The organism is Desemzia sp. C1, from assembly GCF_020882875.1.
GTDB lineage: Bacteria > Bacillota > Bacilli > Lactobacillales > Carnobacteriaceae > Desemzia > Desemzia incerta.
The window spans coordinates 354,713-379,062 of sequence record NZ_JAJIZP010000003.1; the positions used below are offsets into that span (position 1 = coordinate 354,713).

Consider the following 24,350-nt stretch of genomic DNA (forward strand, 5'->3'; position numbering starts at 1 on the left):
CTCTATAATAAGGAAGTATGTACATTAATAGATAGTGAAAGGAAGTTTTGAAATGAATTGGAAAAAAATTATTGGTATTCTGGTTGCGATTGCAGCGGTTGCCTTTATTGGATACACGGTTATTTTCGCAAATAACGAAGAAGAGGCGCTGTCTGTCCGTACAGGAAAAGTAACAGAAGAAACCATCAATGAGACATTGAATTTGACCGGAATGGTTGAACCTGGAGAAACACAAGAAGTATATGGTCAAGGAACGGTCTCAGATCTGCCGGTTGCAGTCAACGATACAGTTGAAGAAGGCGATACACTGATCTCATTCAGCGGTGTACCTATTGAAGCTAATTTTTCAGGAACAGTTACAGCAGTCAACGCTACTGAAGGCGAACCTGATACGAGTACACAAACGGGAACTCCAGCAGTCGTATTAGCTGACTTATCTCAATTAGAAGTAGCTATTCAATTAACGAAAACGGATGCTCCATTAGTTAAAGCTGATCAAAAAGCTACATTGACAAGCGGAGACCAAACTTACTCTGGTAAAGTTTCAAAAGTCGCCCCTGTAGCTACAAGTACTCCTGGTGCTACAGGAAACACTCAATTATTAAATGCTGTGGTTTCATTTGATGAAAATCCTGAAGATCTGATTGCAGGCTTTGATATCGATGTTGAGATCACAACGAATACATCTGAAAATGCTATGACGATTCCTATCGAAGCGCTAGTATACGATAACAATAATGAGCCTTTCGTATACACTGTAGAAAATGACGTTATCAAATCTAAACCAGTCGAAATCGGCATCCAATCTGCTACAAAAGTGGAAGTTTTATCCGGATTATCAGCTGATGAAATGGTTGTTCTTTCTCCAAGCGAAGATGTCAAAAATGGAATCACTGTAACAACTCAAGAAAAAGAATAGAGGGTAGATAACATTGATTGAAATTAAAGGAATCACTAAAACGTATCATACTGGCGGTGAATCTCTTACTGCCCTAAACAATATTACTTTAACGATAAAAGATGGAGAATTTACTTCAATCATGGGACCAAGTGGTTCAGGGAAATCTACAATGATGAATATTTTGGGTTTGCTGGACCGTTTTGATGGCGGAACGTACTTTTTAAATGGTCAAGATGTCAGCAATTTGTCTGACAATGAAAGTGCTCATGTACGAAACAAAGAAATCGGGTTCGTCTTTCAATCTTTCAACTTGATGCCTCGTATGACTATCCTTGAAAATGTAGAATTGCCGATGGTTTATGCAAACGTTCCTAAAAAAGAACGCCGCGAGCGAGCAATGAAAGCTTTGGAGCGGGTTGGCTTAGGCAATCGAGTAAAACACCGTCCCAATGAAATATCTGGTGGACAAAAACAACGTGTTGCGATTGCTCGTGCCATCGTCAATGAACCTTCCGTGTTGATGGCGGATGAGCCTACGGGTAACTTGGATTCCAAAACAACTTTAGAGATCATGCGTATTTTCCAAGAGATCAATAATGAAGGGACTACTGTCGTTATGGTCACTCATGAACCAGAAGTTGCTGAATACACAAAACGAATCGTTTTATTCAAAGATGGAGAAATTCAAAATGACCATCTGCAAGAACAAAAATTAGTTTAGAAAGGAGCTGTTACGCTTTGAATTTTAGTGAAAATTTTAAAATGGCGATCGATAGTGTTATGGCCAATAAAATGCGCTCCTTTCTAACCATGTTGGGAATCATTATTGGGATAGCTGCTGTTATTGCTATTTTAGGTGTCGGGAATGGAGCCACCGAAGAAATCACCGGGACATTCAACAATCTTGGAGCTTCTACGATTTCGTTGTCAGTAACGGAAGAAGCCACTGATGATGAGGCTATTACAGAAAATGATATTATGGCATTGAAAAATGCTATTCCGGAAATCGAACGTATCTCTCCTGACGCCACAACTTTTACAAGTGTGAGTTCAGATTTTGAAAGCCGGCAATCAGTTGTTTCTTATGGTACGCCTGACCTTCAGTACACAAACCAAACTATGGAAAGTACGATCGTCCACGGGAGATACTTCAATGAGACTGATTATGCGGACGGTAAAAATGTTGTCGTCATTAGTGAAGATACAGCTTCTGCTTTATTTAACGGACGTACAGATGTTTTAGGCGAACAAATCAGTCTTGATGGAGAGTCTGGAAACCAATTAGATTTAACCGTCATTGGTGTCGTTGAAGGAACTTTTCAAGATTTGCAGGGTTCATTTGATTTAAGCCAAATGCCTGTATATACTGCACTCCCTTTAACAACGATGGAAAAACTGGATCCTAACATCGGCGGTTTAGAAAGTTTGACCGTTCAAGTTTCCAGCAAAGATGCTATCGAATCAGTTTCAACACAGATCGTGCGTATTTTGGAAACTCGTCATGATGCGGTTGGAGAAAATTGGTACTCAGCAACCAACTTCTTACAAGCTTTAGATCAAGTGGATCAAGTATTGAGTTTGTTTATCAACTTTATCGCAGCAGTAGCCGCTATTGCTTTACTGGTAGGCGGTATTGGAGTTATGAATATCATGCTCGTTTCTGTTACGGAACGTACTCGTGAAATCGGTACTCGTAAAGCTTTAGGTGCTACTACAGGAACGATATTGGTTCAATTCCTAATGGAATCTGTTATCCTTTGTTTGATTGGCGGAATCATCGGTCTGATTTTAGGTATCGGATTGGCAACGGGAGTCTCTAATGCTTTAAATATCGTGCCAAATATTACACTCGGTTCAGTCTTATTGGTGCTCTTCTTCTCGAGTGCCGTTGGTATTTTCTTTGGAATCTACCCGGCCCGTAAAGCTGCCAAATTAGATCCAATCGAAGCTTTAAGATACGAATAAGATTTACTTTTAAAGAGGTATCTATGTACTCGTCATAGACACCTCTTTTTTATCCTTTAGAATCGGAATTTGAGGTTTACGTGCCGATTCTAGCTAAAAACTTGAATAAAGGGCACGCAAATTAGCTTTGCGTGCCCTTTTTACGTTGTTTTTCCGATTTTGGGTACATAACTTGTATTTACGTACCCTTTTCTTCTTCATTTACCACTTTAAAGTAACGCAAATTTCTTATCCTTTCGGCCCAGCATTTCTCGATTGAATTTGTACAGATAACGAATTCTAAAACATTTATGAATGATGAGTAAAAACTAAGTTTTTGGTTCAGTTCATTAGAAAATTATCCCTAGAAATTCCCGGAGGATATTTCCTTGCCAACGCTAGAAGATGATAAATAAATCGAGTAGGAGGAGCCTCACGGCTCCGACCTCTCACACCACCGTACGTACGGATCCGTATACGGCGGTTCAATATCTTGCGTAAGCAGACTCTACCATTTCGCTTAGGGATACTAAGCCCCAGTGGTGGAGTCTTTCGTTTGTAAGGGCCCAGTGAACCTCTGGTGATTTAGATAATCTCCAGTATTTCTTTCTGGAATAACCGATTCTTTTGGCACTATCTAAATTTAATCCATATTTTAATAACTTCGTTATTTTTGTTTTTGGTAGTTTCCATCTTTTGAGAATAAGCTGTCTGATTCTGTGATGTATCCAAGGTTCTATTTCTTTCTGAATAAAAGATTTAATGAACCCTAATCCAAAGTAACCAATCCATCCTCTTGTTACTTGGTTGATTTCATTTAGAATAGTTTTGAAATCCCCAGGACGTTTGCGACTGGTTCGTCGTTTTAATTCTGCTCTAAATTTCTTTTTAGCTTCTTTGGTAGGTATAAAACGACAAGTTCCATTCACTTGTTTCATCAGACAGCTCAAGAACTTTAAACGGGTAGGTGAGCCAACTTTGCTTTTATCTGTATTGACAATCAGCTTGAGATCTCTTTCAATAAAACGAGATACACTTTCTAGTACACGTTCTCCTGCTCGTTTTGTTCTTACATAAATGACGAAGTCATCTGCGTATCGTACAAAATGATGTCCTCTTTTCTCAAGTTCTTTATCCAGTTCATGTAAGTAGACATTGCTGAGAAGGGGCGATAATACGCCTCCTTGCGGTGCGCCTGTTTTACTTTCTACGAATTCGCCAGACAGGTCTATGACACCACTCATCAAGAACTTACGGATAACCTTAAGAATCGCCTTATCTTGAATAAACTGTTCAAGATGGTACATCAACTTATCATGATTAAGCGTATCGAAACATTGTTTTAAGTCACAATCCACCACCACTTTATAACCTTCTTCATAGTACGCTACGCATTGTTTTAATGCTGTGTGTGTTCCTTTTCCTGGTCGGAACCCATGACTTTGAGGAAGAAATTGAGGGTCGATAATCGGTTCAATCACTTGTCTGATGGCTTGTTGTACCACTCGGTCACGTGCGCATGGTATTCCTAGTTTACGCTTCGTTCCGTCAGGCTTTGGAATTTCTACTCGTTTGACTGGCTTGGGTTTGTAAGTACCATCCAAAAGTTTCTGCCTTAACGGCAAATAAAACTCTTCAATATGTTCTTCTACTTCCCAAACCGTCATTCCATCTACTCCAGCTGCGCCTTTATTGCGTCTGACCGCTTTTGCAGCTGCGAGTAAATTGTCTTTACTTACAACGAGCTCCATCAACGATGGAGACTTACGATACATTTCCTTCATATTACCTAGAGGCATACTCTACACATCTACATACTCTTTCGGTTCCACCTTGTCCCTCTGTAGAATGCCAACCGCTCGGTTGTTTTCTGTAGTTAACGTATCCTCTAACCTCCAATCTATACTTTGTATGAATATTGTTCGGTCCTTCAGTACATTTTCCCTACTATGACCTCTGCTGACTTCTGTCTATTCGTTGTTACTACGATAGTTTTTATCGCTAGACAGACCTCCCCAGGTAAGGTGCGATAACCTTCCACTCATGTCACTGCCTCATTTACTAAATGGGATTCGTGCAGTATTGGACTTTGCTTTGTGTTGCAAGCTCGTCCGTCCCAATCCAGCCTCCATATGAGATTTCTGTTCGTCAGTGCGAGTATTTGCTTTCAGCTTCCTTCAGATTCCACCTCACGGTGGACACCCTTGCCTTCAGCTAACAGTTCCTACTGCCAAGCCTGTAGTGGACTTTCACCACCAAGTTATCGCCCATGCTGGGCGCACAACAAAAAAGCTGAGATACCTGTTGGGCATCTCAGCTTGATTTAAATTAGTATTCGCTAGTTACGATAGCTTCGTCGTTGTTTAATACGTCTTCATCTAATGTCTTGATGACTCTAGATGAAACTACTCCAGCAATCATGCTGTCATTTACGTTTAACATTGTACGAGCCATATCGATGATTGGTTCAACAGAGATCAACAATCCAACGATTGCGATTGGCAGATCCATAGCTCCTAGAACGATCAAAGCAGCAAATGTTGCTCCTCCACCGACTCCAGCAACTCCAAATGAACTGATCGTCACAACTGCCATCAAAGTTAAAATGTAAGCTGGACTGAAGATGTCGATTCCTACAGTTGGTGCAACAATCGTTGCCAACATTGCAGGGTAGATACCAGCACATCCATTTTGACCAATCGACAATCCGAATGATCCAGAGAAGTTTGCTGATGCACTATCCACACCTAATGCTTTCGTTTGTGTTTCAATATTTAATGGCAAAGCTCCTGCACTTGAACGAGAAGTAAATGCAAAGCTCAATACTGGCAATGCTTTTTTCAAATAAGCAATCGGGCTGACTTTGAATCCAGTCAAAATCAACATGTGGATGATGAACATCACGATGATTGCTGCATAAGAAGCAATTACAAAAACACCTAAGTTTACTAATGCATTGAAATCACTTGTAGCTAACATTTTTGTCATTAAAGCAAAAATACCATAAGGTGACAGACGTAAAACTAATGTTACGATTCGCATAACGATAGTATATAAGCTATCCATGATTTTTTTGAAGAATGATGCATTTTCAGGGTCTTTTCTAGAAATCCCCATGTAAGCAATACCGACAAATGCTGAGAAGATAACCACTGCAATTGTACTTGTATCTCTTGAATCAGCTAAATCTGCGAAAAAGTTGTTTGGAATAAAGTTGACAATTTGTTCCGGAATAGATAAATCAGCAACTTGTGCTGAAGTTTCTGTGATTTGTTCAATACGTTCTGTTTCTGCTGTTCCTTGGACAAATTCAGCTCCGTCTAAGTTGAACAACATTACACTACCCATACCGATCAAAGCAGAGACTGCTGTTGTCGCTAATAATGTAGTCAATACTGAAGTACTGATTTTTCCTAAGTTTTTGTTCGTTTCAATTTTAGTGAACGCTCCGATAATAGAAACAAAGATCAATGGCATGATTAACATTTGCAAGAATCTTACATATCCTTGACCTACGATATTGATCCAGCTGATAGCTTCTGTAGTAACTGCACCGTCAGCTCCAAAAATCAGCTGCAGCAGTCCTCCAAATACTACCCCTGCTCCTAAACCTGTAAAAACACGAGTTGAAAATTTCACATGTTTCGCTTGCATTTTCCATAAACCAAACAAAACAGCGATAAATAATAATAAAACTAAAATAATTGATACTACTGTCATATAAATCCTCCCTTTAATGGCCGCTTCCCTATGACTGGCAAGCAATGTTATATCATAAGATTAAAGGTCCCAGACTGCCTAGCTTTCCGACTGGCAGTCCTGAAATTCAATAGTAAAAATTTCAGTGACTTATAAATAGTAACTGTTTTTGCCTGAAAAAGCAATCGAATCAGACAAATAAGACCAACTTCTTAAAATAGAAGCTGGTCTTTTATACTTTTTACTTGTGAAGCAAAACAGTTATGTCTTTATTTGTTGTTTTTCTTACTGAATTTTCGGATAAAGAACTTAATGATCTCAACGATTGGGATGATTGAAAAAGCTGCTCCCAATACAATTAACCATTGTTCCATGTTCAATGTCGTCACGTTGAACCAACTGTTCAATCCAGGAATCAAAATGACCATTCCCAAAAGAACTCCTGAAGTGACAATTGCCAAATTGAACATTTTATTTTTAAATAGTCCTACGGTAAACAGCGATTTTTCGATTGATTTCACGTTAAAGGCATGGAAAAGTTGAAGCAGTCCTAACGTGGCAAATGTCATCGTCAATGCATCTAAGTGGATCAATTCTTCGTTTCCAGCATGAACTGGGTTATGCGTTGCCCACCAGTAAACCATCAATGTGATCGTACCTTCTAATATTCCTTGATATACGATGCTTGGTAAGACTCCATTCGAGAAGAACGTGGCTTCTTTTCCACGTGGTTTTTCCTGCATAATATCTTTCTCGCCAGGTTCCAATCCTAGTGCGATTGCAGGGAAAGTATCCGTCACTAAATTGATCCATAAAATATGCACAGGAGATAATACACTCCATCCTAGTAATGTAGCAATAAACAATGTCAACACTTCTCCTAAGTTGGCTGACAACAGAAATTGGATCGCTTTTTGAATGTTGGTAAATACTTTCCGTCCTTCTTCTACCGCTACTACAATAGTCGCGAAGTTATCATCGGCTAAAACCATGTCACTAGCTCCTTTAGAAACTTCCGTCCCTGTGATCCCCATACCGACACCGATATCAGCCGTATTCAATGCTGGCGCATCATTTACACCATCCCCTGTCATCGCTACGATCTTGCCGGCTTTTTGCCAAGCTTTAACAATTTTTACTTTATGTTCGGGAGATACTCGAGCATAGACAGAATATTTCTTCACAGTCTTCGCAAATGTTGCATCATCGATTTGATCCAATTCTGCACCGGTGATAACCGCATCTGTTTCTCCTTCCTCAATGATGCCTAATCGTTGAGCGATCGCAGAAGCTGTATCTTTGTGGTCTCCCGTGATCATGATCGAACGAATACCGGCCGTTTTAGCAACAGCAATAGAGTCTTTCGCTTCTTCTCTTTCCGGATCGATCATCCCGACCATTCCTGCATACACTAATTCTGTTTCCACAGTGTTCGTGTTTACCTCGTCTGGAACAGCACTGACGATTTTGTAAGCCATAGCCAATACACGCAAGGCTTGCGTCGCCATATCATGGTTGCTGTCCAAAATAGCTTTACGGTCTTCATCAGTCAATGTTTGAAGTTCGCCATTGATGTCGATTTTAGTACATCGTTTCAACAACTCGTCTGGTGCTCCCTTAGTCGCTATAAAGTACATTCCATCAGTCATTTTATGAATGGTAGACATCAATTTCCGTTCTGATTCAAATGGAACTTCTGCTTCACGAGGTTCTTTTGCTAAAGCAGCTTGTACATCGATATCTTTATCTAAAGCATATTGAATCAATGCCGTTTCAGTCGGATCACCAATCAGTTCTCCTTCTCCAGAAATATTCGTATCATTCGCATACATCATGACTTTCATGACAGGCAGATCTTTTACTTCAACGTCAGCTGCATCTTGCAGTTGATTGTTCGTATAGACTTTTTCAACTGTCATTTGATTCATCGTCAACGTACCTGTTTTATCTGAACAAATAATATCTGTACTTCCCAGTGTTTCTACAGCCGGCAAATTACGGACCAAAGCTTTTCTCTTTGCCATCTTTTGTGTTCCTAGTGAAAGAATGATCGTTACGATGGCAGGCAATCCTTCAGGAATAGCTGCTACAGCCAGTGAAATCGAAGTCAACAGCATTTCTACTACATCTCTTCCATTTGATAAACCAACGATAAACATCAGGACAGCAATAGCAATGATCGCAATGGTCAGATATTTCCCAAGACGGTTCAAGTTGCGTTGTAATGGTGTCATTGTTTCTTCAGATGATGCCAGCATTTCAGCGATTTTCCCTACTTCTGTCGCCATTCCTGTTCCAACAATCACACCTTCTCCGCGTCCGTAAGTGACATTGCTGTTCATGAACGCCATATTCTTCCGATCGCCGACTCCTGCATTTTCGTCAGTAACGACAGCGATATCTTTATCAACCGGTACAGATTCTCCTGTTAATGCCGACTCTTCAATTTTAAGCGATGCATTTTCGAACAAACGCATATCAGCCGGCACTACATCTCCAGCTTCCAGCAACACAATGTCTCCTGGAACCAATTCTTCACTTTTGATATGTACGACAGAACCATCTCGCCGGACACGTGCTTCAGGTGAAGACATTTTCTTCAATGAATCGATTGCTTCTTCCGCTTTCGCTTCTTGAAAAACACCTAATACAGCGTTCAAAATAACTACCGCTAAAATAATCACAGCATCTGCTATATCACCGAAAAAAGCCGAGATCAAAGCTGCTGCTATCAAGACTAAAATCATAAAGTCCTTAAACTGTTCAAAAAACTTAACCAAGATACTTTTTTTCTTTTCCTCATTTAACTGGTTGTGACCATAAGATTCGATTCTTTTCTCTGCTTCTGCAGTCGTAAGACCTTTTTCAGACGTTTCGAACGTTTGAAAAACTTTGGAGATATCTTGAGCAAAAAATGGTTCCTTTAGTTGTTCTTTTCTTTCCATACTAACCACCCGCTTTCTCTTTTCTTCATTTCACTTTCATTATATGTTTTTATCTTTTGTAATTCAAAGAATCAGGTGCGTAATACAAAAAAGGAGCCGCAGCAACTTTAAGTTGCCTCGACTCCTAGTGAAATAAGTGTTTTAAATAAATGCCAGAATTAGGAAATTCAAGACAAATAATGCTGTAGATACTCCTAATACAGGATGAACATCTTTTATTTTGCTCTTAGCTAGTTTTACAATGATGTAAAAAATGAAACCAGCTGCTATTCCATAAGAGATGCTGTAAGCCAGACCCATAAAAATAGAAGCGAAGAATGCAGGAATAGCTTCTTCTAAATCATCCCAGTTGATTTCCAATAGAGAAGACATCATCATAATCCCTACCATAATCAACGCCGGTGCAGTAGCTTGTCCTGGAACAATCGCTACCAATGGTGAGAACAAACTAGTCAATAAGAACATACCTGCAACAACTACACTCGTAAAGCCTGTACGTCCGCCAGCTGCAATACCAGCAGCACTTTCAACGTATGTTGTGGTATTAGATGTTCCAAAAACAGCCCCTACAGACGTTGCGATCGCATCTGCAAATAATGCTTTGTCCATTTTTGTTTTGATCCCAGTGCTGTTATCCAAAGCCAACTCATCTTCTTGTGAGAAAATACCAGTTTTCCGTCCAGTACCGATAAATGTCCCAATCGTATCGAACACATCAGATAAACTGAATGCAAAAATCGTCATCAAAACTAACGGCAGACGAGATACATCTCCAAACAAAGAAGCCATACCTTCTGATCCAAAAGCTGCTCCAAAAGTAACACCCAATTCAGAAAAAGCACTGCCTAAAGAATTTGCTGGATTTGAAATACCTGACAAATCTACGATACCCATCGGAATTCCTAGAATAGTCGTTGCTACGATTCCAATCAAAATTGCTCCGCGCACTTTTGATACCAATAAAATAACCGTAATGATCAACCCGAATAAAGCTAAAAGAGACCCTGGATTAGTAAAGTTTACTAATGCCGGAACAATTCCTCCGCCACTCACTATGCTGGTAATACCGCCTTCGTAAGTGGTAGCTGCGGCATCGAATGGAGCATTATTGATACTTTGGATATTTCCTGGTTCTGAAGTAAACTGTAAGAATCCCGCATTTTTGATTCCGATGTAAGCAACGAATACTCCGATTCCTCCGCTGATTGCATGTTGCAAACTCATAGGAATCGAATGGATGATCATTTTACGGACTTTTGTTACTGTGATCAAGATATTAAAGATCCCGCAAATAAAGACCATTGCTAAAGCTTCTTGCCAAGTAAAACCTAGTGCAAAAACAACTGTGTATGTAAAGAATGCATTCAATCCCATTCCAGGTGCTTGAGCATACGGTACATTAGCGAATAACCCCATCACTAAAGTTCCAATTGCGGCTGCGATCAATGTAGATAAAAAGACTGCTTGTGTGGGCATTCCTGTCATAGAAAGAATGGCGGGATTCACAAATATGATATAAGACATCGCAAAAAAAGTTGTCAAACCTGCCATGATTTCTGTTGAGATAGTTGTATTATTTTCTTTAAACTTAAAAAAATTATCCATTGAATAAGTACCCTGCCTTTTTTATAGTTTACAAAAGAAGTATTCGCTCTTTTATAAAGTAAGAAAAAGGGTCATAAAGTCTCTTTAAAGAAACACTGGTGTCTTTGTGGAAAAAAATAAAAAAACAATAAGAACCATAAAACTGATCCACAATTAAAACATCAAGCTGCATATCATCAGCTTGATCACACGCTCTATTTATTTCTCTAATAGTTGAACCTTTTACGGTGTTCAGTAGAAACTTCAAAGCCCATATCGCTTAAATTATATTAGATTTTCCTTTTGCTCCATCATTATAGCCGGTATTTTGGAAAATGACAAGACAAAGTCATATAATTAATAATAAAAAACCGTTTAATGTTCGTGTTTACCTATTGTTTATGTGCACAAAAAAGAACGGCTGAAACTCAACCGTTCTTTTTGCTCTATTATCTCATTGTTACAAATTCTTCTGCTCCGGTAGGATGAATGGCAACTGTATTGTCAAAATCAGCTTTTGTAGCACCCATTTTAATCGCTACTGCAAAACCTTGAAGCATTTCATCCATTCCATTTCCTAAACCATGCAATCCAATAACTTTTTCCTCTTTACCGTAGCAGACTAATTTCATATATGTCCGTTGACGATTTTTCGTGATTGCACTGTGCATCGAAGTGAATTTTGTTTGATAGATTTTGATATTTTCAGAACCGTATTTTTCGATGGCTTCTTCTTCTGTAAAACCAATCGTTCCGATAGGCGGATGGCTGAAAATCACAGACGGGATGTTCGTATAGTCTAACTTTTCATTCGTTTTTCCGTTAAACAAGCGCTCTGACAAACGTCGTCCAGCTGCAATAGCTACTGGAGTCAGCTCAATGCGTCCAGTTACATCTCCAATAGAGTGAATCCCGTCTACGTTAGTATTTTGGTATTCATCTACTTTGATATAGCCTTCTGGGTTCAATTCAACATCTGTAGCTTCTAAATTCAAGTTTGCAGTATTTGGTTTACGGCCAACAGCCCAGATAATCGTATCTGTAGTGTGAGAAGAACCGTCTTCAAAGTAAATTGTTAGACTATCATCTTCATTTTTTTCTACTTTTTTCGGAATAGAGTGAGTGTGCAGAGTCGCTCCTTCTCTTTCCATCGTTTCTACAAGTCCTTCACTGATGATTGAATCAAATGTTCTAAGCGGTGCATTTCTGCGCACAAATAAATGAGTATCTGCACCTAGTCCGTGAGTCACACCAGCCAATTCAACAGCAATGTATCCTGCTCCGATAATAGCCACTCGTTTTGGCAATTCTGTTAAAGCGAAGAAACCGTCTGAATCTATACCGTATTCTTGTCCTGGAATGTTCGGTCTTTCAGGATAGCCCCCTGTTGCAATCAAAATGTGATCAGCTGTATATTGTTCGCCGTTTACTTCAATCGTATGGTTGTCTACGAACTTAGCGAATCCTTTGATCAAATCGACCCCATTGCTGTCCAATCCTTTTTTGTAAACTGTATGCAGACGGTCGATGTATTTTTCTCGATTCAAGACCAATTTTGAATAGTTTACTTGCATGTCTGAATAACTGATTCCGTAATCTTCAGCATACAATTTCATTTCGTCCATTAATTGAGCACCATGCCACATTACTTTTTTAGGTACACAACCGACGTTGACACATGTTCCGCCCAATTCATTAGCCTCTACGATAGCTACTTTAGCTCCGTGCATACCCGCACGATTGATTGAAGCAATTCCTCCACTACCGCCGCCGATAGCAATGTAATCATAATGTTTTGACATTCTAATTTCCTTCTTTCTCTATTTTCTATAGGTTAACGAGTTTCCCGCTATTCTTCAAGGACAAAATCTAACGATTGAGGGAATCCTTGTAGATGTTCTTGTTCATATTGATCATAATAATGACCAAGCTTGTATTTGTAAGCCTCTTTTTTATTCCATGGCTTTTGTTTGCCGCAATAGTGGATAAACACCACTTCTTCTTCTACCCATTCCAAATTGTAATCTTTTGGAAAAACCACATTGGCTTTTGAGTAATACCGCGGGTCTAAATTATAGATTCTCCAATCCGCTTCTAAAATTGAGTCCCAATATAGATGATTGAAAACATCTTGATCTGGCAGCAGTAATCGATTCTTATTCAGTTCGATTCCAGAAAAGATGTCTTCTTTTGTTTTGCTCAAGCGAATGGCAGGCAAGTTCATCAATAATATCCCCGTATTGAAATACCCTTTTGATTCCAATGTATTTAACCGAATATTATTGATTGGCTGTATCCATTTCGTCAAATAATCATGAGTGGTCGTCACAAACAAATTCCCTTTGAAATCTTGATGGTAGAAATCAGAAACAGGGTTTAAGTTGATGATATCTGGATCCAAATAAAGAATCCGATCTACTTCATCTGGCAAAACAAACGGCGCCAATAATCGATAATACATTTCAATCGAGTAATAACGATTCACTGTAGTCTCTTCTTCAAATAAATCACTGCCATCAATTGGATAAAATTCTTGGCCATTTCTCTTCATGAATAAATCTAATTCTTCCAATCTATTCTCTGCCATATTATTGTGCATAAAATAAATGGTAAACTGTTCCCCCATGTTGGATTTGAATAATGACCACAACATGGTTTTAAGGGGCGGGATATAATTCTCATTACACGTCACTAATACATTCATTTTTGATCTCCTACTTTATATAATTAAAGTTTCATCACTGTAAAATTTACTTCCTGGTTATAAAACCATACTTTTGTTCATTCAATGATATCTTTCCTCATAATTAAGCATATCATATTTGGAATGAAAGAGAGGTGTTTTTGTTTTCATTTATATAAAATATAAGGAATTCAACTTCCATGAAATGAAACCTTTTCTCATTTACGGTATAATATATGAAGTACATATTGTCATTATTTATACAGGAGGTTCAAATGGAAAAAGATATTAAATTTTATTGGACATTATTTCTTTCTACTTTTACATTAAGTGCTTTTACATTTGGCGGAGGTTACGTCATTGTGCCCCTCATGCAAAAACGGTTCGTTAAAGAACTACAATGGATCGATGAAGAGGAAATGCTGGATCTAGTCGCAATAGGTCAATCTGCTCCCGGCCCTATCGCCGTAAACACCTCTATTATTGTGGGGTACAGAATGGCTGGGATCTTAGGTTCTTTGATAGCAGTCATAGGTACTATCTTTCCTCCTCTGATCATCATTACGATTATTTCTTATTTCTATCAAGCTTTTAGAGATAATCCAGTGGTCAGTGCTCTCCTTTTAGGAATGCAGGCAGGAGTTGCAGCCGTTATTGTGAGCGTTGTAATCGATATGGCTGCAAAAATCATTAAAGCCAAACAAGTTTTGCCCATCGTCATGATGATTTTAGCTTTTATCGCCGCTATCTTATTAAACATCAACATTGTCATTATTTTATTGATTTGTGGTGCTGTAGGTGCTTATACATCACTACGAGGATCTCATAACCAAAAGGGGGACTCATAAAGCATGGTTTACTTACAATTATTTTGGAGTTTCTTCCAAGTCGGTTTATTCAGTTTTGGCGGCGGATATGCTGCTTTGCCTTTGATCGAAGAACAAGTTATCCACCAAAACAATTGGTTGTCGAGTACAGAGTTCGTTGACATCATTACGATTTCTCAAATGACTCCTGGTCCGATAGCCATTAATACTTCTACTTTTGTCGGTACAAAAGTGGCCGGACTTCCAGGTTCAATTGTTGCTACTCTTGGATGTATCGCCCCATCTTGCATCATAGTGATCATACTAGCTACAGTATATTACAAATATAAAGGAATCCCTCTTATGGATGGTATCCTTCAAGGGTTGCGTCCAGCTGTAGTGGCACTGATTGCTTCTGCTGGATTGACGATTTTCTTGACGGCTATGTTTGGTGCAGAAAGCTTCCCTATTGCTTTCAGCGACTTAAACTGGATCTCAGTAATCCTGTTTAGTATCGGTTTGGCCATTTTGCGCAAAACCAAGCTTGGTCCGATTCACGTTATGATCCTTTCAGGTTTCGCCGGAATCTTGATCTATTACGTTATTCTTTAAAGCAGATCAGCACATTATCAGCCATGAATCAATAAATATGATGCGTCATGACCGAAAAAAATGATTGTTCAGCCATGAGACGGTACTAAATCGTCCTCATGGCCTTTTTAAATTATTTTTCAGCCATGAGCAGTTGTTTCTAGGAGCTGATGGCCGATTTCCGCCTTCACACCAAACTGGAAAACACCTAAAAAAGTTGCCCCCTATGAAGATCAACTCTTCATGCGGGAGCAACTTTTTTTAGTTGATTATTTTAGTTCTAATCCTGAATCATTGCTTTCAACTGGTTTTCTCCATAGTCCCAAGATAACAGCCCCTACAACCATCCCGATTAAGATTGCTAGAAGGAACAATCCAACATGATTAGAAAGACCAGCTACGAATACTCCACCGTGTGGTGCTGGTACAGTGACATTCCATAATTGAGTCAATCCACCTGCAATAGCAGACCCGACTACTGAAGAACCAATGACGCGCAATGGATCAGCTGCGGCAAATGGAATCGCACCTTCAGTGATGAATGAAATTCCCATAACGTAATTAGACAAAGCAGATTTTCTTTCGTCTGTATTGAATTTGTTTTTTGAACAATGTGCTTGCTAATGCGATAGCTAATGGCGGAACCATTCCTCCGGCCATAACAGCAGCCATCAAGCTTCCGTCACCTGTATCCGTAAAGATACCGATAGAAAATGCGTATGCAGCTTTATTGAATGGACCACCCATATCGATGGACATCATTCCACCTAATAGAGCTCCCAGAATAACTGCATTTCCAGTTCCAAGGTTTTCTAAGAATGTAATCATTGCTTCATTGATCGTACCAAAAATTGGTCCAACAACGAAATACATTATTAATCCAATCAGCAATAAACCAAGTACTGGGAACAACAAGATTGATTTGATACCTTCTAGCGATTTAGGCAAGTTGCGCAAACCTTTTTGCAAGCCGATCATTAAGTAACCTGCTAAGAAACCAGCTGCTAAACCACCCAAGAATCCAGCGTTGCTGGCAACAGCCATCGCTCCACCAACCATACCAGGCATCAATGCAGGGCGGTCAGCAATACTAAGTGCAATGTAACCTGCTAGAATAGGAATCAAGAAATTAAACGCTTGGCTTCCGATTGAGTTCAAGAATAAGAAGATTTCACTCTCTTTACCTAACCAGCTTTCAAATAAGAATGAAAGACCCATTAAGATTCCGCCGCCGACTACAAATGGCAGCATGTGAGAAATTCCGTTCATCAAATCTTTATAAACTTTGTTCCATACAGAACCTTTTTCTTCGTTGTCATTACTTGCTTCAGCTTTACGATCGCCAGCTGAAAAAATTGGTGCTTGTTGGTTGATCGCTTTTGTGATCAATTCTTCTGTTTTGCGGATTCCATCACTTACTGGACGTTGCAATACTGGTTTGCCGTCAAAACGAGCCATTTCAACTTGTTTGTCCGCAGCTACGATAACACCAACAGAACGTTCGATGTCTTGAGCTGTCAGACGGTTTTTGATTCCGCCGCTTCCGTTTGTTTCTACTTTGATGTCTACGCCCATTTCAGCTGCTTTCTTTTTCAAAGCATCTTCAGCCATAAAGGTATGCGCAATCCCTGTAGGACAAGCTGTTACAGCTACGACATAAGGTCTTTCTTCTGCAGCAGGTGCTGTAGTTTCTTCTACAGTATTTGATTCTTCTTCCACTTCTTCTGCTGCTGTAAACAATTCTTGAACTTCATCAGCAGTAGAAGCATTTTTTAATGATGCTACAAAATCCGGACGGATCAATAAGCGAGATAGGTTCGCCAATGCGTCCAAATGAACATCGTTAGCCCCTTCTGGAGCTGCAATCATAAAGAACAAGAAAGCTGGTTTGACCATCTAAAGAATTGTAATCAATACCTGAGTTGCTTCTAGCAAATAAAACTGTTGCTTCCTTAACCGCTTTGTTTTTCGCATGCGGCATTGCGATCCCATCTCCAAGACCTGTTGAAGAAAGGCTCTCACGATTCAAGATACCTTCTTTAAACGTTTCTACGTCACTAATACGGTTGTTTTCTTGTTAAGCTGGCGATCATTTCGTCGATAGCAGCTTCTTTAGTTTGAGCTTTTAGATCCATGATCATAACATCTTTGATTAAAATGTCTTTCATTTTCATCTTTTTTTATCCTCCTGTAAGTTTTGGTTAATCAATCTTTTTGATTTCTACTTGTTCTACTAATGCCTCGATAGCTTCTTTAGTAGCTAAGTCGTCTGAAAATGCTGTGGCGCTTCCTGTTGCCACACTTTTTTTGAAAGCTTCTAATGGATCTTTAGTGCTGACTAATGCGCCGATAAATCCAGCGATCATAGAGTCTCCAGCACCAACTGAATTCTTCACTTGTCCTTTAGGTACCGTAGCTCGGTAAGCCGCTGATTCAGTAAAGAACAATGCTCCGTCACCTGCCATAGAGATAACCGCATATTTTGCACCTAATTCAATCAACTTCTTGCCGTATGGAATGATGTCTTCCACAGAGTCAAAAGTTGTTTCAAACAAATCTGCCAACTCGTGATGGTTTGGTTTAACCAACAACGGACGAGAACCGATTGCATTCATCAATTCTTTCCCAGTAGTATCAATCACGAAATCTGCTCCAGCCGCTGAGATTTTTTTAACCATTTGCTGGTAAAAATCTTCTGGCAATGTTGGCGGTTTATTTCCTGATAAAAACAACGATATCGTCTGCAGTTAAAGCATCCATTTGCTGCAATAATTGTTCAGACTCTTTTTCGGAGACTGCTGGTCCTGCTGCATTGATTTCTGTTTCGATATCTGCTTTTACTTTTACATTTGATTCGTGTATCTTGTTCGATCTCAACAAAATCTGTCCCAACAGCTTCTTTTTTCAGCCAATCCGTAATGAATCGGCCTGTGAAGCCTCCAATGAAACCTAGCGCTGTGGATTCTTGCCCAATGTTGTTTAATACACGCGAAACATTGATACCTTTTCCGCCTGGCAGCTTGATGTCGCCTGTCATGCGGTTCAGTCTCCCCCAATTGAACGGTGGGAAGTTGCACAATGTAATCAATCGATGGATTAAGTGTTACTGTGTAAATCATGTTTTTACCTCCATTATCTTAGTTGCTTCAAAATAAGCACCAAATTCTTTTTTGTTCAGAGAGTTTGTCAAAATCGTTGCCCCGTCGATATCCTCTACTTTGACAAAGGTTACTGTATTGAATTTGCTGTTATCGGTTAAAATAAATACTTTTGCACTATTTTTGATGGCTTGCTGCTTGATAGCCGCTTCTTCTGGATCAGGAGTCGTGAAACCATATTCAAGATCTACACCATTTATCCCTAGAAACGCTTTATTAAAATTGTATTGGCTCAACTGAGCACAACCTACTGCTCCTATAACAGCTTTAGTGGTGTTTTTTAATACTCCGCCGATTAAAACCACTTCATTTTCTTGATCTGCTAATAGGTGAGCATGCTGCACTGCATTTGTCACGATACGAATTTTTTTCTGTTTCAAAAACGGAATCATATACAATGTAGTTGTTCCGGCATCTAAGAAGATTGTATCTCCATCTTGTACAAGAGAAGATGCATTATTTCTAGCTATTTCCTTTTTTTCTTTGAATGTTTTGGATGTTTTCGCGGTAATGGGAATTTCTCGTGTTCTATTTCATAGAGACGTTTAGCCCCCCCGTGAATCACGAACTACAGCATCCGCTTTTTCTTCAAGAGCATCTAAATCGTCAGACCGTAACGTAGATTCAGAATCAATTCATTTCTTGATTAATTCTTGAGATTGAGCACCAACCATGTTGTCGTCACGTTGAACCAACAATATATGCGGTAACGTTCTTCAGTTTAACATAAGGCCACCTCTGTCACTTCTTCATTTTACCACCAAATCCATTCAAAAACAATCAACATTTATGAGTGTTTCTTAGCGTTTAAGCCTTATTTCTTACTCACGGTTTCTTTCTTTGACAATGTTTTTCACCCTCAACGGTATATTTAAAAATGAAAAACAAGGGACGAAATAATCAATCACTGATAGTTTGGCGCAATATCCTGACTACGAGCGGGGATTTTTTGTTTTATGTATGAATTGAGTTAATCGTGGAAATTTTAGTTACGAATTGGTATGGCTATTATATTTGCGGCAGTGCTATTGGGTTTGAAACGTGAAGCTAAAAGGGCAAATGCCGGCTTAAGACCCCTCATATGCGCATGCTTTCTTGTAGGATCTTTGCTATCATTTGCTATGGTACAAGTAGAAGCCAGTTACGACCATCATTAGGATGGTCATTGCTTAATCCTGATTTAGAGGGAGTCTTGACTACTGATTTTATTCGACTGACTGCTCAAATCGTCAGCGGATGGTTTTTTTTTTGGGCGTGGGACCATTATAGTGACTAAGCGAAATGTTTCTGGTCTGATACAGCAGCTTCGATTGGGCGATCGCCGGTGTTGGTTATGTAGCAGTAGGGATGGGGTATTATTTTCTAGCTATCATCAGTACGTTAGCTGTGCTCATCGTATGAGAATTATTAAAAGATTATTCGGAGCTCAAATGTCCGATTAGTGAATATCAAAATATTGGTTAAACATACTCATATCGAGGCTGAACCGCTACTTTGAAGTTCATAATATAAAGTTTTTAGTGAAGAACACAGTTTAGAGTACAGCAAAGACCTGAAATTCATTACTCAAATTATTACAGTATCGGTTTTTACCTGAGGAAAATGAGAGATGACGTCAATTAATGGATGAAGTGACGTCTCAATGCACACGATTGACGTATCCAATATCACTGTATGTAGCGCCCCCAGCACGCTAAAGACACCTCCACAGACGAGACAATATAACCCACACCTCACACCATTGCCAGAAAAAGAACCGATTCTTGCACATATCGAGTTCCATAGACCGCGATCAGCCCGGGTTTCTTTTTATTCTTTGCTTTATTCCCAGCGTGAGTGCGCCAAGCATCCCTTCACACTTCCCATCATGCCCTCAAATAAATACTACACCGGATAAACTACTAACAACGACAAAGCGAAGTTTCAAGAACGGCCCCCGGCGTTTCGTAAGAAAAAATATGCTACTTGAGTATAGTGTAGTCGTGCTTTTAAAGGAATCACCGATGATAAACTCCATCACTATGACTTATATTAATGGTCGTCATCCATGTGATGTGCACACACGCCCCACCTCAGCACTGGACCTACCCTACCTGAATATAGGTATTGATATGCTTGCAGTACTCACACACACAGCAGCGATCGTCTCTTCTTGCACGGTGAGTATGTATCGTCCATAAAACAAATACCTTCTATAGATTCGTCTCGCAAATGTCGTCCACATCATAGATCGATGCTGCGTGATTTTCACAGCTACTCTTTATATCATTGTGTAGACATGTCTTTGATCTACCGGCGAAGCTATTACATATCGTGGTTAGCACACCAACAAGGAAATTATAAAGTATGATAGCGTGAGGTATCACACAAAACAAAGGCTGTCACGCGTGATTATCATCCACACACAATGTAGATAAATATCATGAGGCTCCAGCTTTTCAAATTGGACCGTGATGGTATGAGATTTCAGATTCTGCTTGATAAACCTGTAAGATTAAACAAACATATTTTTACGATGAATGTATGAAGCTGAAAACTCTAGCTTAGTCGTTGAGATTGATGAATTGTTTTAGTTTCGTCCATTAAAGGCTACTTATGTATTAAAGCTGGTATTCACTCGATATACGTTTTACTTGGATGTAATGGTTCAAAATCCATATCCTTTTAGTGTAGCGTATAGACTTCTGAACTGTTGAATATCCTTTACATCGTCCATGCTGAATTTCAATGCGTAATATTCCCATACCACTGTCTTGAAGCGAGTCTAACTTGCCGGCATTATTCAGATAGTAGAGTTTATTTTGTGTCCTCAAGACTACGTAACGGAGTGATGGGCAGCAATTTGCTTTTGTCTGAAAGTGATGAATCGAAGCGAGATGTCTAGACTGAATTGAGTGTCCAGGCGTTCATCAGGCTGGGGCTTGGCAGTAAAACACGTATATGATAAAAACTCCTCTTTTCTACAGGATTCAGTTTTTCAAACTCCTCGTTATCCATGCACAACAGAATTTGAGCATATGCAAAAGGATAAGATTGATCTGTCTCTGCGATCAATGAGCGTTCTTCTCCCTCAGAACACGGGAAATCACTTCGTAGCCGTTACGGCAAATATTTTCAATTCGGAATACCTCTGTCACGATATACCGCACGCCTAACATATGCATTATGCTATTCTTCGGTTCATCCATTCCATTTCGTACCGTTGGATCAAATTGAAGTACGAGCCAATTCCAGTTGACGAGCAAACTGCGCACCGACCCGTTGGTGATAGAAAGATAGGAGTTCATCCCCATCCGTTCTAAATAAACCATATGATTGCGGATGTGATTGTCTTTAGCTGTAAGCCCCAATACGGAAAATGTCGTCTTTTGAAACAGGAGGAATCTCTTTTTCAATTTCATCAATACTTGCTCATACTGGTTCATTTGCTGTTCCATAAGGCAGTAAGGCAGCTACTTTGTTTTGTCCCTATATGGATAATGAATATTCTTGAGCGATTGAAAATCACATTACCGATCACTGACAAGAAAATAACAGCTGAAACAACTTTTTCCCAACCATTTGTCAGTTTGCCTTTTTCTTTCTCTGCGAGCTGTTATTTCTAATAATCAGCCCATCTACCAGAAAAGCTTGCTGCAACTGGAACTGTTCTAGCCCACGAAAATTCTCCAATGATTTGAAAAAAAAAAAGTTGCTACTCCACCAAAAAACAACCATCCTGCAAGCATCGCTAAGCGGTCTTTCTTATTCCAATCAAATCGGTATTTGATACAAGCGACGCTACTGCTACACCCATGCAGTAGTGGGATAATAAATGTCCACCGTTATATGGACCAGATAATCCATTCTAACAAGGCCGAATGCCGGAAATAGAAGCATGACCAAGTAATAACACCATCATATTACAAGGAATAGCTCCAAAAACTTTCCGTCTAACAAAGAACAATGGACACACTACATCACATTCCGGCAAATCCCAAAACTGTCCACAAGGATACATTCTGAAATAAAGATATTTGCTAAAAGGTTAACGCGTAATACTGTAATGGGTACACTGTCATTCCGCTGGCAAACGTTCCTGGTTCTCTGGAAGATGTGTAGAATCCCCAGATTACAGGAAACAATACCACTGCTGACATACACACTCCAATTAAATAGTGAGACAAGGGCTTTCCAGAAATACTTCCAGATTTTTTTCAGCGGTATTCCCAACTCAAAATAACGAAGATCGCATAAATAAAAAATCAAAACGGTCAATTTATAGAAAAAGTACAAGTTGCTTGTTGCACTGACGCACACTACCGCAGCGAACAACAATGCGGACTCTTTTCGCAATATCTTTTCTACTCCCAAACAAAGTAACGGTAAAGAAAATCATCGGCATTAAAAGAATGGGTGCCTTGTAGCATTCAGTGTCACGTAATGAGAGAACGTGTAAACAAAAGTCCCTACCAATAATCCTGCTCCGCTGACATTCATTTTACGTGCGTAAAACATAAATGCCAAACCAATACAGTAGATTCTTAAAACAATCAAAAAAGTGAAAGGCAAACTCCATCATCGACTGCGGAAACAATAACCCTAAATAAACGAACGGATCTCCTACTACATAATATCCGTAAGAACTGATCACATCAGCGCCCAGACCTATTGTCCAATCCCAATTTTGGAAACCCGCCAGATGGGTGCATGGATAAATTCTTGCCACATGCCTACATAATCTTTAAACAACAAATAATGTTGAGTGAATCCGTCACTTTCCCATATAAAGGAAGTTCCGCTAACCATGAAGTATCCATAGATGGATGCCATTGTAATCAAAAATAAAAGAGAATACCACAAAATTTCTTTTGAGGTATTCTTTTTCGTGCTTCGTTGAATTTGTTCCATAACGCTAACCACCAATCTCTTTTCTCTTCATTATTTTTCAGTAAATACTATCTTTTGAATACAAAGAATTTACTGAAAAAGTAATTCAGCACAACCACAATAAATTGGGTAGCTATCTTAGCTATATTTGTATCGAGAGTAAGGAAATCTACCAATATCCACATGCTCAACATATCAAATACACCTGAAAGAGCTCTAAAACTGGCAGAACAAAATAAATTCTTTCATCCAACTCTGGAAACTCTCTGATTTTGATTTGAACACATATTTCTTATTCGTAAAAAAGGCAAAAAGAATCGATACGATGATCGATACTAAATTCGCGATCAAATATTGTACACCTAGCACCGTGTCTAATAAATAAAAACGACACGATATTGACGACTGTCGTTAACACACCAAACACTAAATAAATAATGGCTTCTTCGTATTTAACATACATTTTTTTATGAATTCCATTTGTCATGACCAACGCTTTCTGTTTTTTCTTGTTCGTTCAAAGTATGGAGAAACTTCTCTCTTCTCCCGTTGTTTCTTTCTTCTGAGGTCTCTTGAACAAAATATAAAGGACGGTCTTTCGTTTCATACAAACACTCGCCTAAATACTCTCCGATTACCCCAAGAGAATCAATTGGATTCCACCAAGGAACAGAATACCTGCAATTAAAAGAGGATATCCACCGCCACTGATATTGCCTCATAAATATCGTGGCGCATGATTTCGACAAACAAATAAAAATAATCCTAATAAACGATAATAATACCCCTACTACTAGACCACACTTTCAAACGGCAGCGTACTGTAGACGTCACCCATTGATTGCCAGAGTCAGTAATCGCACTGAACTTCCATTCGTTTCACCACCAGCTCTTGGGTCTGCATCATAACTGATTTCTTTTGTTCTTAAAACCATCTCCAATTGTACATTCTATTGGTTATAACGAGCATGTTTCTCTCAACTGAGATAAGGCTTCGATACATTTTTTGTCTAACAAGCGGAAGTCCCCCTGCATCTGAGAATGATCTCTTCTTAGACCTTTCTGCAAACAGTTTGTAATACGTTTTAGAGGTCAGCTTTTTCAACTTGCTTTCCCCTTCACGTTTTCTGCGAATCGCATAAACATCGTCCGATATCCCCTGTTCCACCA

At 39.3% G+C, this 24,350-nt stretch carries 18 protein-coding genes, 3 pseudogenes and 1 riboswitch; of the genes and pseudogenes, 5 read left to right on the plus strand and 16 right to left on the minus strand.

The genetic code is table 11. From position 1 onward, the window contains the following. Positions 1 to 52: 52 nt before the first annotated feature. From LMF32_RS02105 to LMF32_RS02115, 3 genes are read left to right on the plus strand one after another with little or no spacing between them, the layout of a single operon-like run. Positions 53 to 919, plus strand: a complete 867-nt coding sequence (locus tag LMF32_RS02105; RefSeq protein ID WP_188204321.1) for an HlyD family efflux transporter periplasmic adaptor subunit — start codon at positions 53 to 55, stop codon at positions 917 to 919. Positions 920 to 932: 13 nt separating this feature from the next. Further along, the gene (locus LMF32_RS02110) at positions 933 to 1,622 is read left to right on the plus strand and encodes an ABC transporter ATP-binding protein (protein ID WP_092479334.1); all 690 of its coding nucleotides are present in this window, start codon (positions 933 to 935) and stop codon (positions 1,620 to 1,622) included. Between the two features lie 17 nt (positions 1,623 to 1,639). After that, positions 1,640 to 2,866 carry an ABC transporter permease gene (locus tag LMF32_RS02115; RefSeq protein WP_230523694.1) on the plus strand — a complete coding sequence of 409 codons (1,227 nt, stop codon included), beginning with the start codon at positions 1,640 to 1,642 and terminating at the stop codon, positions 2,864 to 2,866. A 464-nt stretch (positions 2,867 to 3,330) separates the two neighbouring features. On the opposite strand, the gene ltrA is transcribed toward LMF32_RS02115, so the two are convergent. From ltrA to LMF32_RS02145, 6 genes are all read right to left on the minus strand, one after another. Continuing rightward, positions 3,331 to 4,644 (minus strand): group II intron reverse transcriptase/maturase, encoded by a 1,314-nt coding sequence (gene ltrA / locus LMF32_RS02120; RefSeq protein ID WP_230523695.1) that lies wholly within the window; start codon positions 4,642 to 4,644, stop codon positions 3,331 to 3,333. A gap of 529 nt (positions 4,645 to 5,173) precedes the next feature. After that, entirely contained in the window at positions 5,174 to 6,565 is a 1,392-nt protein-coding gene (locus LMF32_RS02125; protein ID WP_092479332.1) for an L-cystine transporter, read from the minus strand. A 248-nt stretch (positions 6,566 to 6,813) separates the two neighbouring features. Then, on the minus strand, positions 6,814 to 9,489 hold the full coding sequence (locus LMF32_RS02130; protein WP_230523455.1) for a cation-translocating P-type ATPase: 2,676 nt from the start codon (positions 9,487 to 9,489) through the stop codon (positions 6,814 to 6,816). Between the two features lie 141 nt (positions 9,490 to 9,630). Continuing rightward, complete coding sequence (locus LMF32_RS02135) at positions 9,631 to 11,094, minus strand: NCS2 family permease (protein ID WP_092479330.1); 1,464 nt, start codon at positions 11,092 to 11,094, stop codon at positions 9,631 to 9,633. A 190-nt stretch (positions 11,095 to 11,284) separates the two neighbouring features. Then, positions 11,285 to 11,386: riboswitch (purine riboswitch) on the minus strand. A 136-nt stretch (positions 11,387 to 11,522) separates the two neighbouring features. After that, complete coding sequence (gorA, locus tag LMF32_RS02140; protein WP_188204323.1) at positions 11,523 to 12,875, minus strand: glutathione-disulfide reductase; 1,353 nt, start codon at positions 12,873 to 12,875, stop codon at positions 11,523 to 11,525. A gap of 47 nt (positions 12,876 to 12,922) precedes the next feature. After that, positions 12,923 to 13,777 carry a glycosyltransferase family 8 protein gene (locus LMF32_RS02145; protein ID WP_230523454.1) on the minus strand — a complete coding sequence of 285 codons (855 nt, stop codon included), beginning with the start codon at positions 13,775 to 13,777 and terminating at the stop codon, positions 12,923 to 12,925. A gap of 254 nt (positions 13,778 to 14,031) precedes the next feature. On the opposite strand from LMF32_RS02145, the gene LMF32_RS02150 reads away from it, so the two are divergent. Continuing rightward, complete coding sequence (locus tag LMF32_RS02150; protein WP_230523453.1) at positions 14,032 to 14,604, plus strand: chromate transporter; 573 nt, start codon at positions 14,032 to 14,034, stop codon at positions 14,602 to 14,604. Positions 14,605 to 14,607: 3 nt separating this feature from the next. Beyond that, on the plus strand, positions 14,608 to 15,174 hold the full coding sequence (locus tag LMF32_RS02155) for a chromate transporter (protein WP_092479326.1): 567 nt from the start codon (positions 14,608 to 14,610) through the stop codon (positions 15,172 to 15,174). A gap of 248 nt (positions 15,175 to 15,422) precedes the next feature. Here LMF32_RS02155 and LMF32_RS02160 read toward each other — a convergent pair. From LMF32_RS02160 to LMF32_RS02200, 10 genes and pseudogenes are all read right to left on the minus strand, one after another. Continuing rightward, positions 15,423 to 17,327, minus strand: a pseudogene (locus tag LMF32_RS02160) (fructose-specific PTS transporter subunit EIIC). A 27-nt stretch (positions 17,328 to 17,354) separates the two neighbouring features. Continuing rightward, positions 17,355 to 18,272 (minus strand): annotated as a pseudogene (gene pfkB / locus LMF32_RS02165) (1-phosphofructokinase). Then, positions 18,269 to 18,829 (minus strand): DeoR family transcriptional regulator, encoded by a 561-nt coding sequence (locus tag LMF32_RS02170; RefSeq protein ID WP_347401924.1) that lies wholly within the window; start codon positions 18,827 to 18,829, stop codon positions 18,269 to 18,271. The pseudogene pfkB and the gene LMF32_RS02170 overlap by 4 nt, the downstream one beginning before the upstream one ends. A gap of 2,532 nt (positions 18,830 to 21,361) precedes the next feature. Then, positions 21,362 to 21,748: a hypothetical protein gene (locus LMF32_RS02175; RefSeq protein ID WP_230523696.1), complete on the minus strand. Its 387-nt coding sequence runs from the start codon at positions 21,746 to 21,748 to the stop codon at positions 21,362 to 21,364. Positions 21,749 to 22,694: 946 nt separating this feature from the next. Then, positions 22,695 to 22,862, minus strand: coding sequence for a hypothetical protein (locus LMF32_RS02180; protein ID WP_230523697.1), 168 nt, complete (start codon positions 22,860 to 22,862; stop codon positions 22,695 to 22,697). A 96-nt stretch (positions 22,863 to 22,958) separates the two neighbouring features. Next, positions 22,959 to 23,201 carry a hypothetical protein gene (locus LMF32_RS02185; RefSeq protein ID WP_230523698.1) on the minus strand — a complete coding sequence of 81 codons (243 nt, stop codon included), beginning with the start codon at positions 23,199 to 23,201 and terminating at the stop codon, positions 22,959 to 22,961. A 47-nt stretch (positions 23,202 to 23,248) separates the two neighbouring features. Continuing rightward, entirely contained in the window at positions 23,249 to 23,374 is a 126-nt protein-coding gene (locus tag LMF32_RS13545; RefSeq protein ID WP_347401896.1) for a GtrA family protein, read from the minus strand. A 22-nt stretch (positions 23,375 to 23,396) separates the two neighbouring features. Continuing rightward, the gene (locus LMF32_RS13550) at positions 23,397 to 23,531 is read right to left on the minus strand and encodes a GtrA family protein (protein ID WP_278046249.1); all 135 of its coding nucleotides are present in this window, start codon (positions 23,529 to 23,531) and stop codon (positions 23,397 to 23,399) included. Continuing rightward, a complete protein-coding gene (locus tag LMF32_RS02195) occupies positions 23,473 to 23,667 on the minus strand; it encodes a hypothetical protein (RefSeq protein WP_230525128.1) in 195 nt (64 codons plus the stop codon). The genes LMF32_RS13550 and LMF32_RS02195 overlap by 59 nt, the downstream gene beginning before the upstream one ends. 438 nt (positions 23,668 to 24,105) lie before the next feature. After that, positions 24,106 to 24,350: pseudogene (locus LMF32_RS02200) on the minus strand (glycosyltransferase); the annotation flags it as partial.

Excerpts from the sequence above, each read along its gene's own strand:
- LMF32_RS02150 (WP_230523453.1), top strand. The coding sequence starts at position 14,032 with ATGGAAAAAGATATTAAATTTTATTGGACATTATTTCTTTCTACTTTT.
- LMF32_RS02135 (WP_092479330.1), bottom strand. The coding sequence starts at position 11,094 with ATGGATAATTTTTTTAAGTTTAAAGAAAATAATACAACTATCTCAACA.
- LMF32_RS02125 (WP_092479332.1), bottom strand. The coding sequence starts at position 6,565 with ATGACAGTAGTATCAATTATTTTAGTTTTATTATTATTTATCGCTGTT.
- LMF32_RS02195 (WP_230525128.1), bottom strand. The coding sequence starts at position 23,667 with ATGACAAATGGAATTCATAAAAAAATGTATGTTAAATACGAAGAAGCC.
- LMF32_RS02130 (WP_230523455.1), bottom strand. The coding sequence starts at position 9,489 with ATGGAAAGAAAAGAACAACTAAAGGAACCATTTTTTGCTCAAGATATC.
- LMF32_RS13545 (WP_347401896.1), bottom strand. The coding sequence starts at position 23,374 with ATGTTGAGCATGTGGATATTGGTAGATTTCCTTACTCTCGATACAAAT.
- LMF32_RS02105 (WP_188204321.1), top strand. The coding sequence starts at position 53 with ATGAATTGGAAAAAAATTATTGGTATTCTGGTTGCGATTGCAGCGGTT.
- ltrA (WP_230523695.1), bottom strand. The coding sequence starts at position 4,644 with ATGCCTCTAGGTAATATGAAGGAAATGTATCGTAAGTCTCCATCGTTG.
- gorA (WP_188204323.1), bottom strand. The coding sequence starts at position 12,875 with ATGTCAAAACATTATGATTACATTGCTATCGGCGGCGGTAGTGGAGGA.
- LMF32_RS02185 (WP_230523698.1), bottom strand. The coding sequence starts at position 23,201 with ATGGAACAAATTCAACGAAGCACGAAAAAGAATACCTCAAAAGAAATT.
- LMF32_RS02155 (WP_092479326.1), top strand. The coding sequence starts at position 14,608 with ATGGTTTACTTACAATTATTTTGGAGTTTCTTCCAAGTCGGTTTATTC.
- LMF32_RS02175 (WP_230523696.1), bottom strand. The coding sequence starts at position 21,748 with ATGGAACAGCAAATGAACCAGTATGAGCAAGTATTGATGAAATTGAAA.
- LMF32_RS02145 (WP_230523454.1), bottom strand. The coding sequence starts at position 13,777 with ATGAATGTATTAGTGACGTGTAATGAGAATTATATCCCGCCCCTTAAA.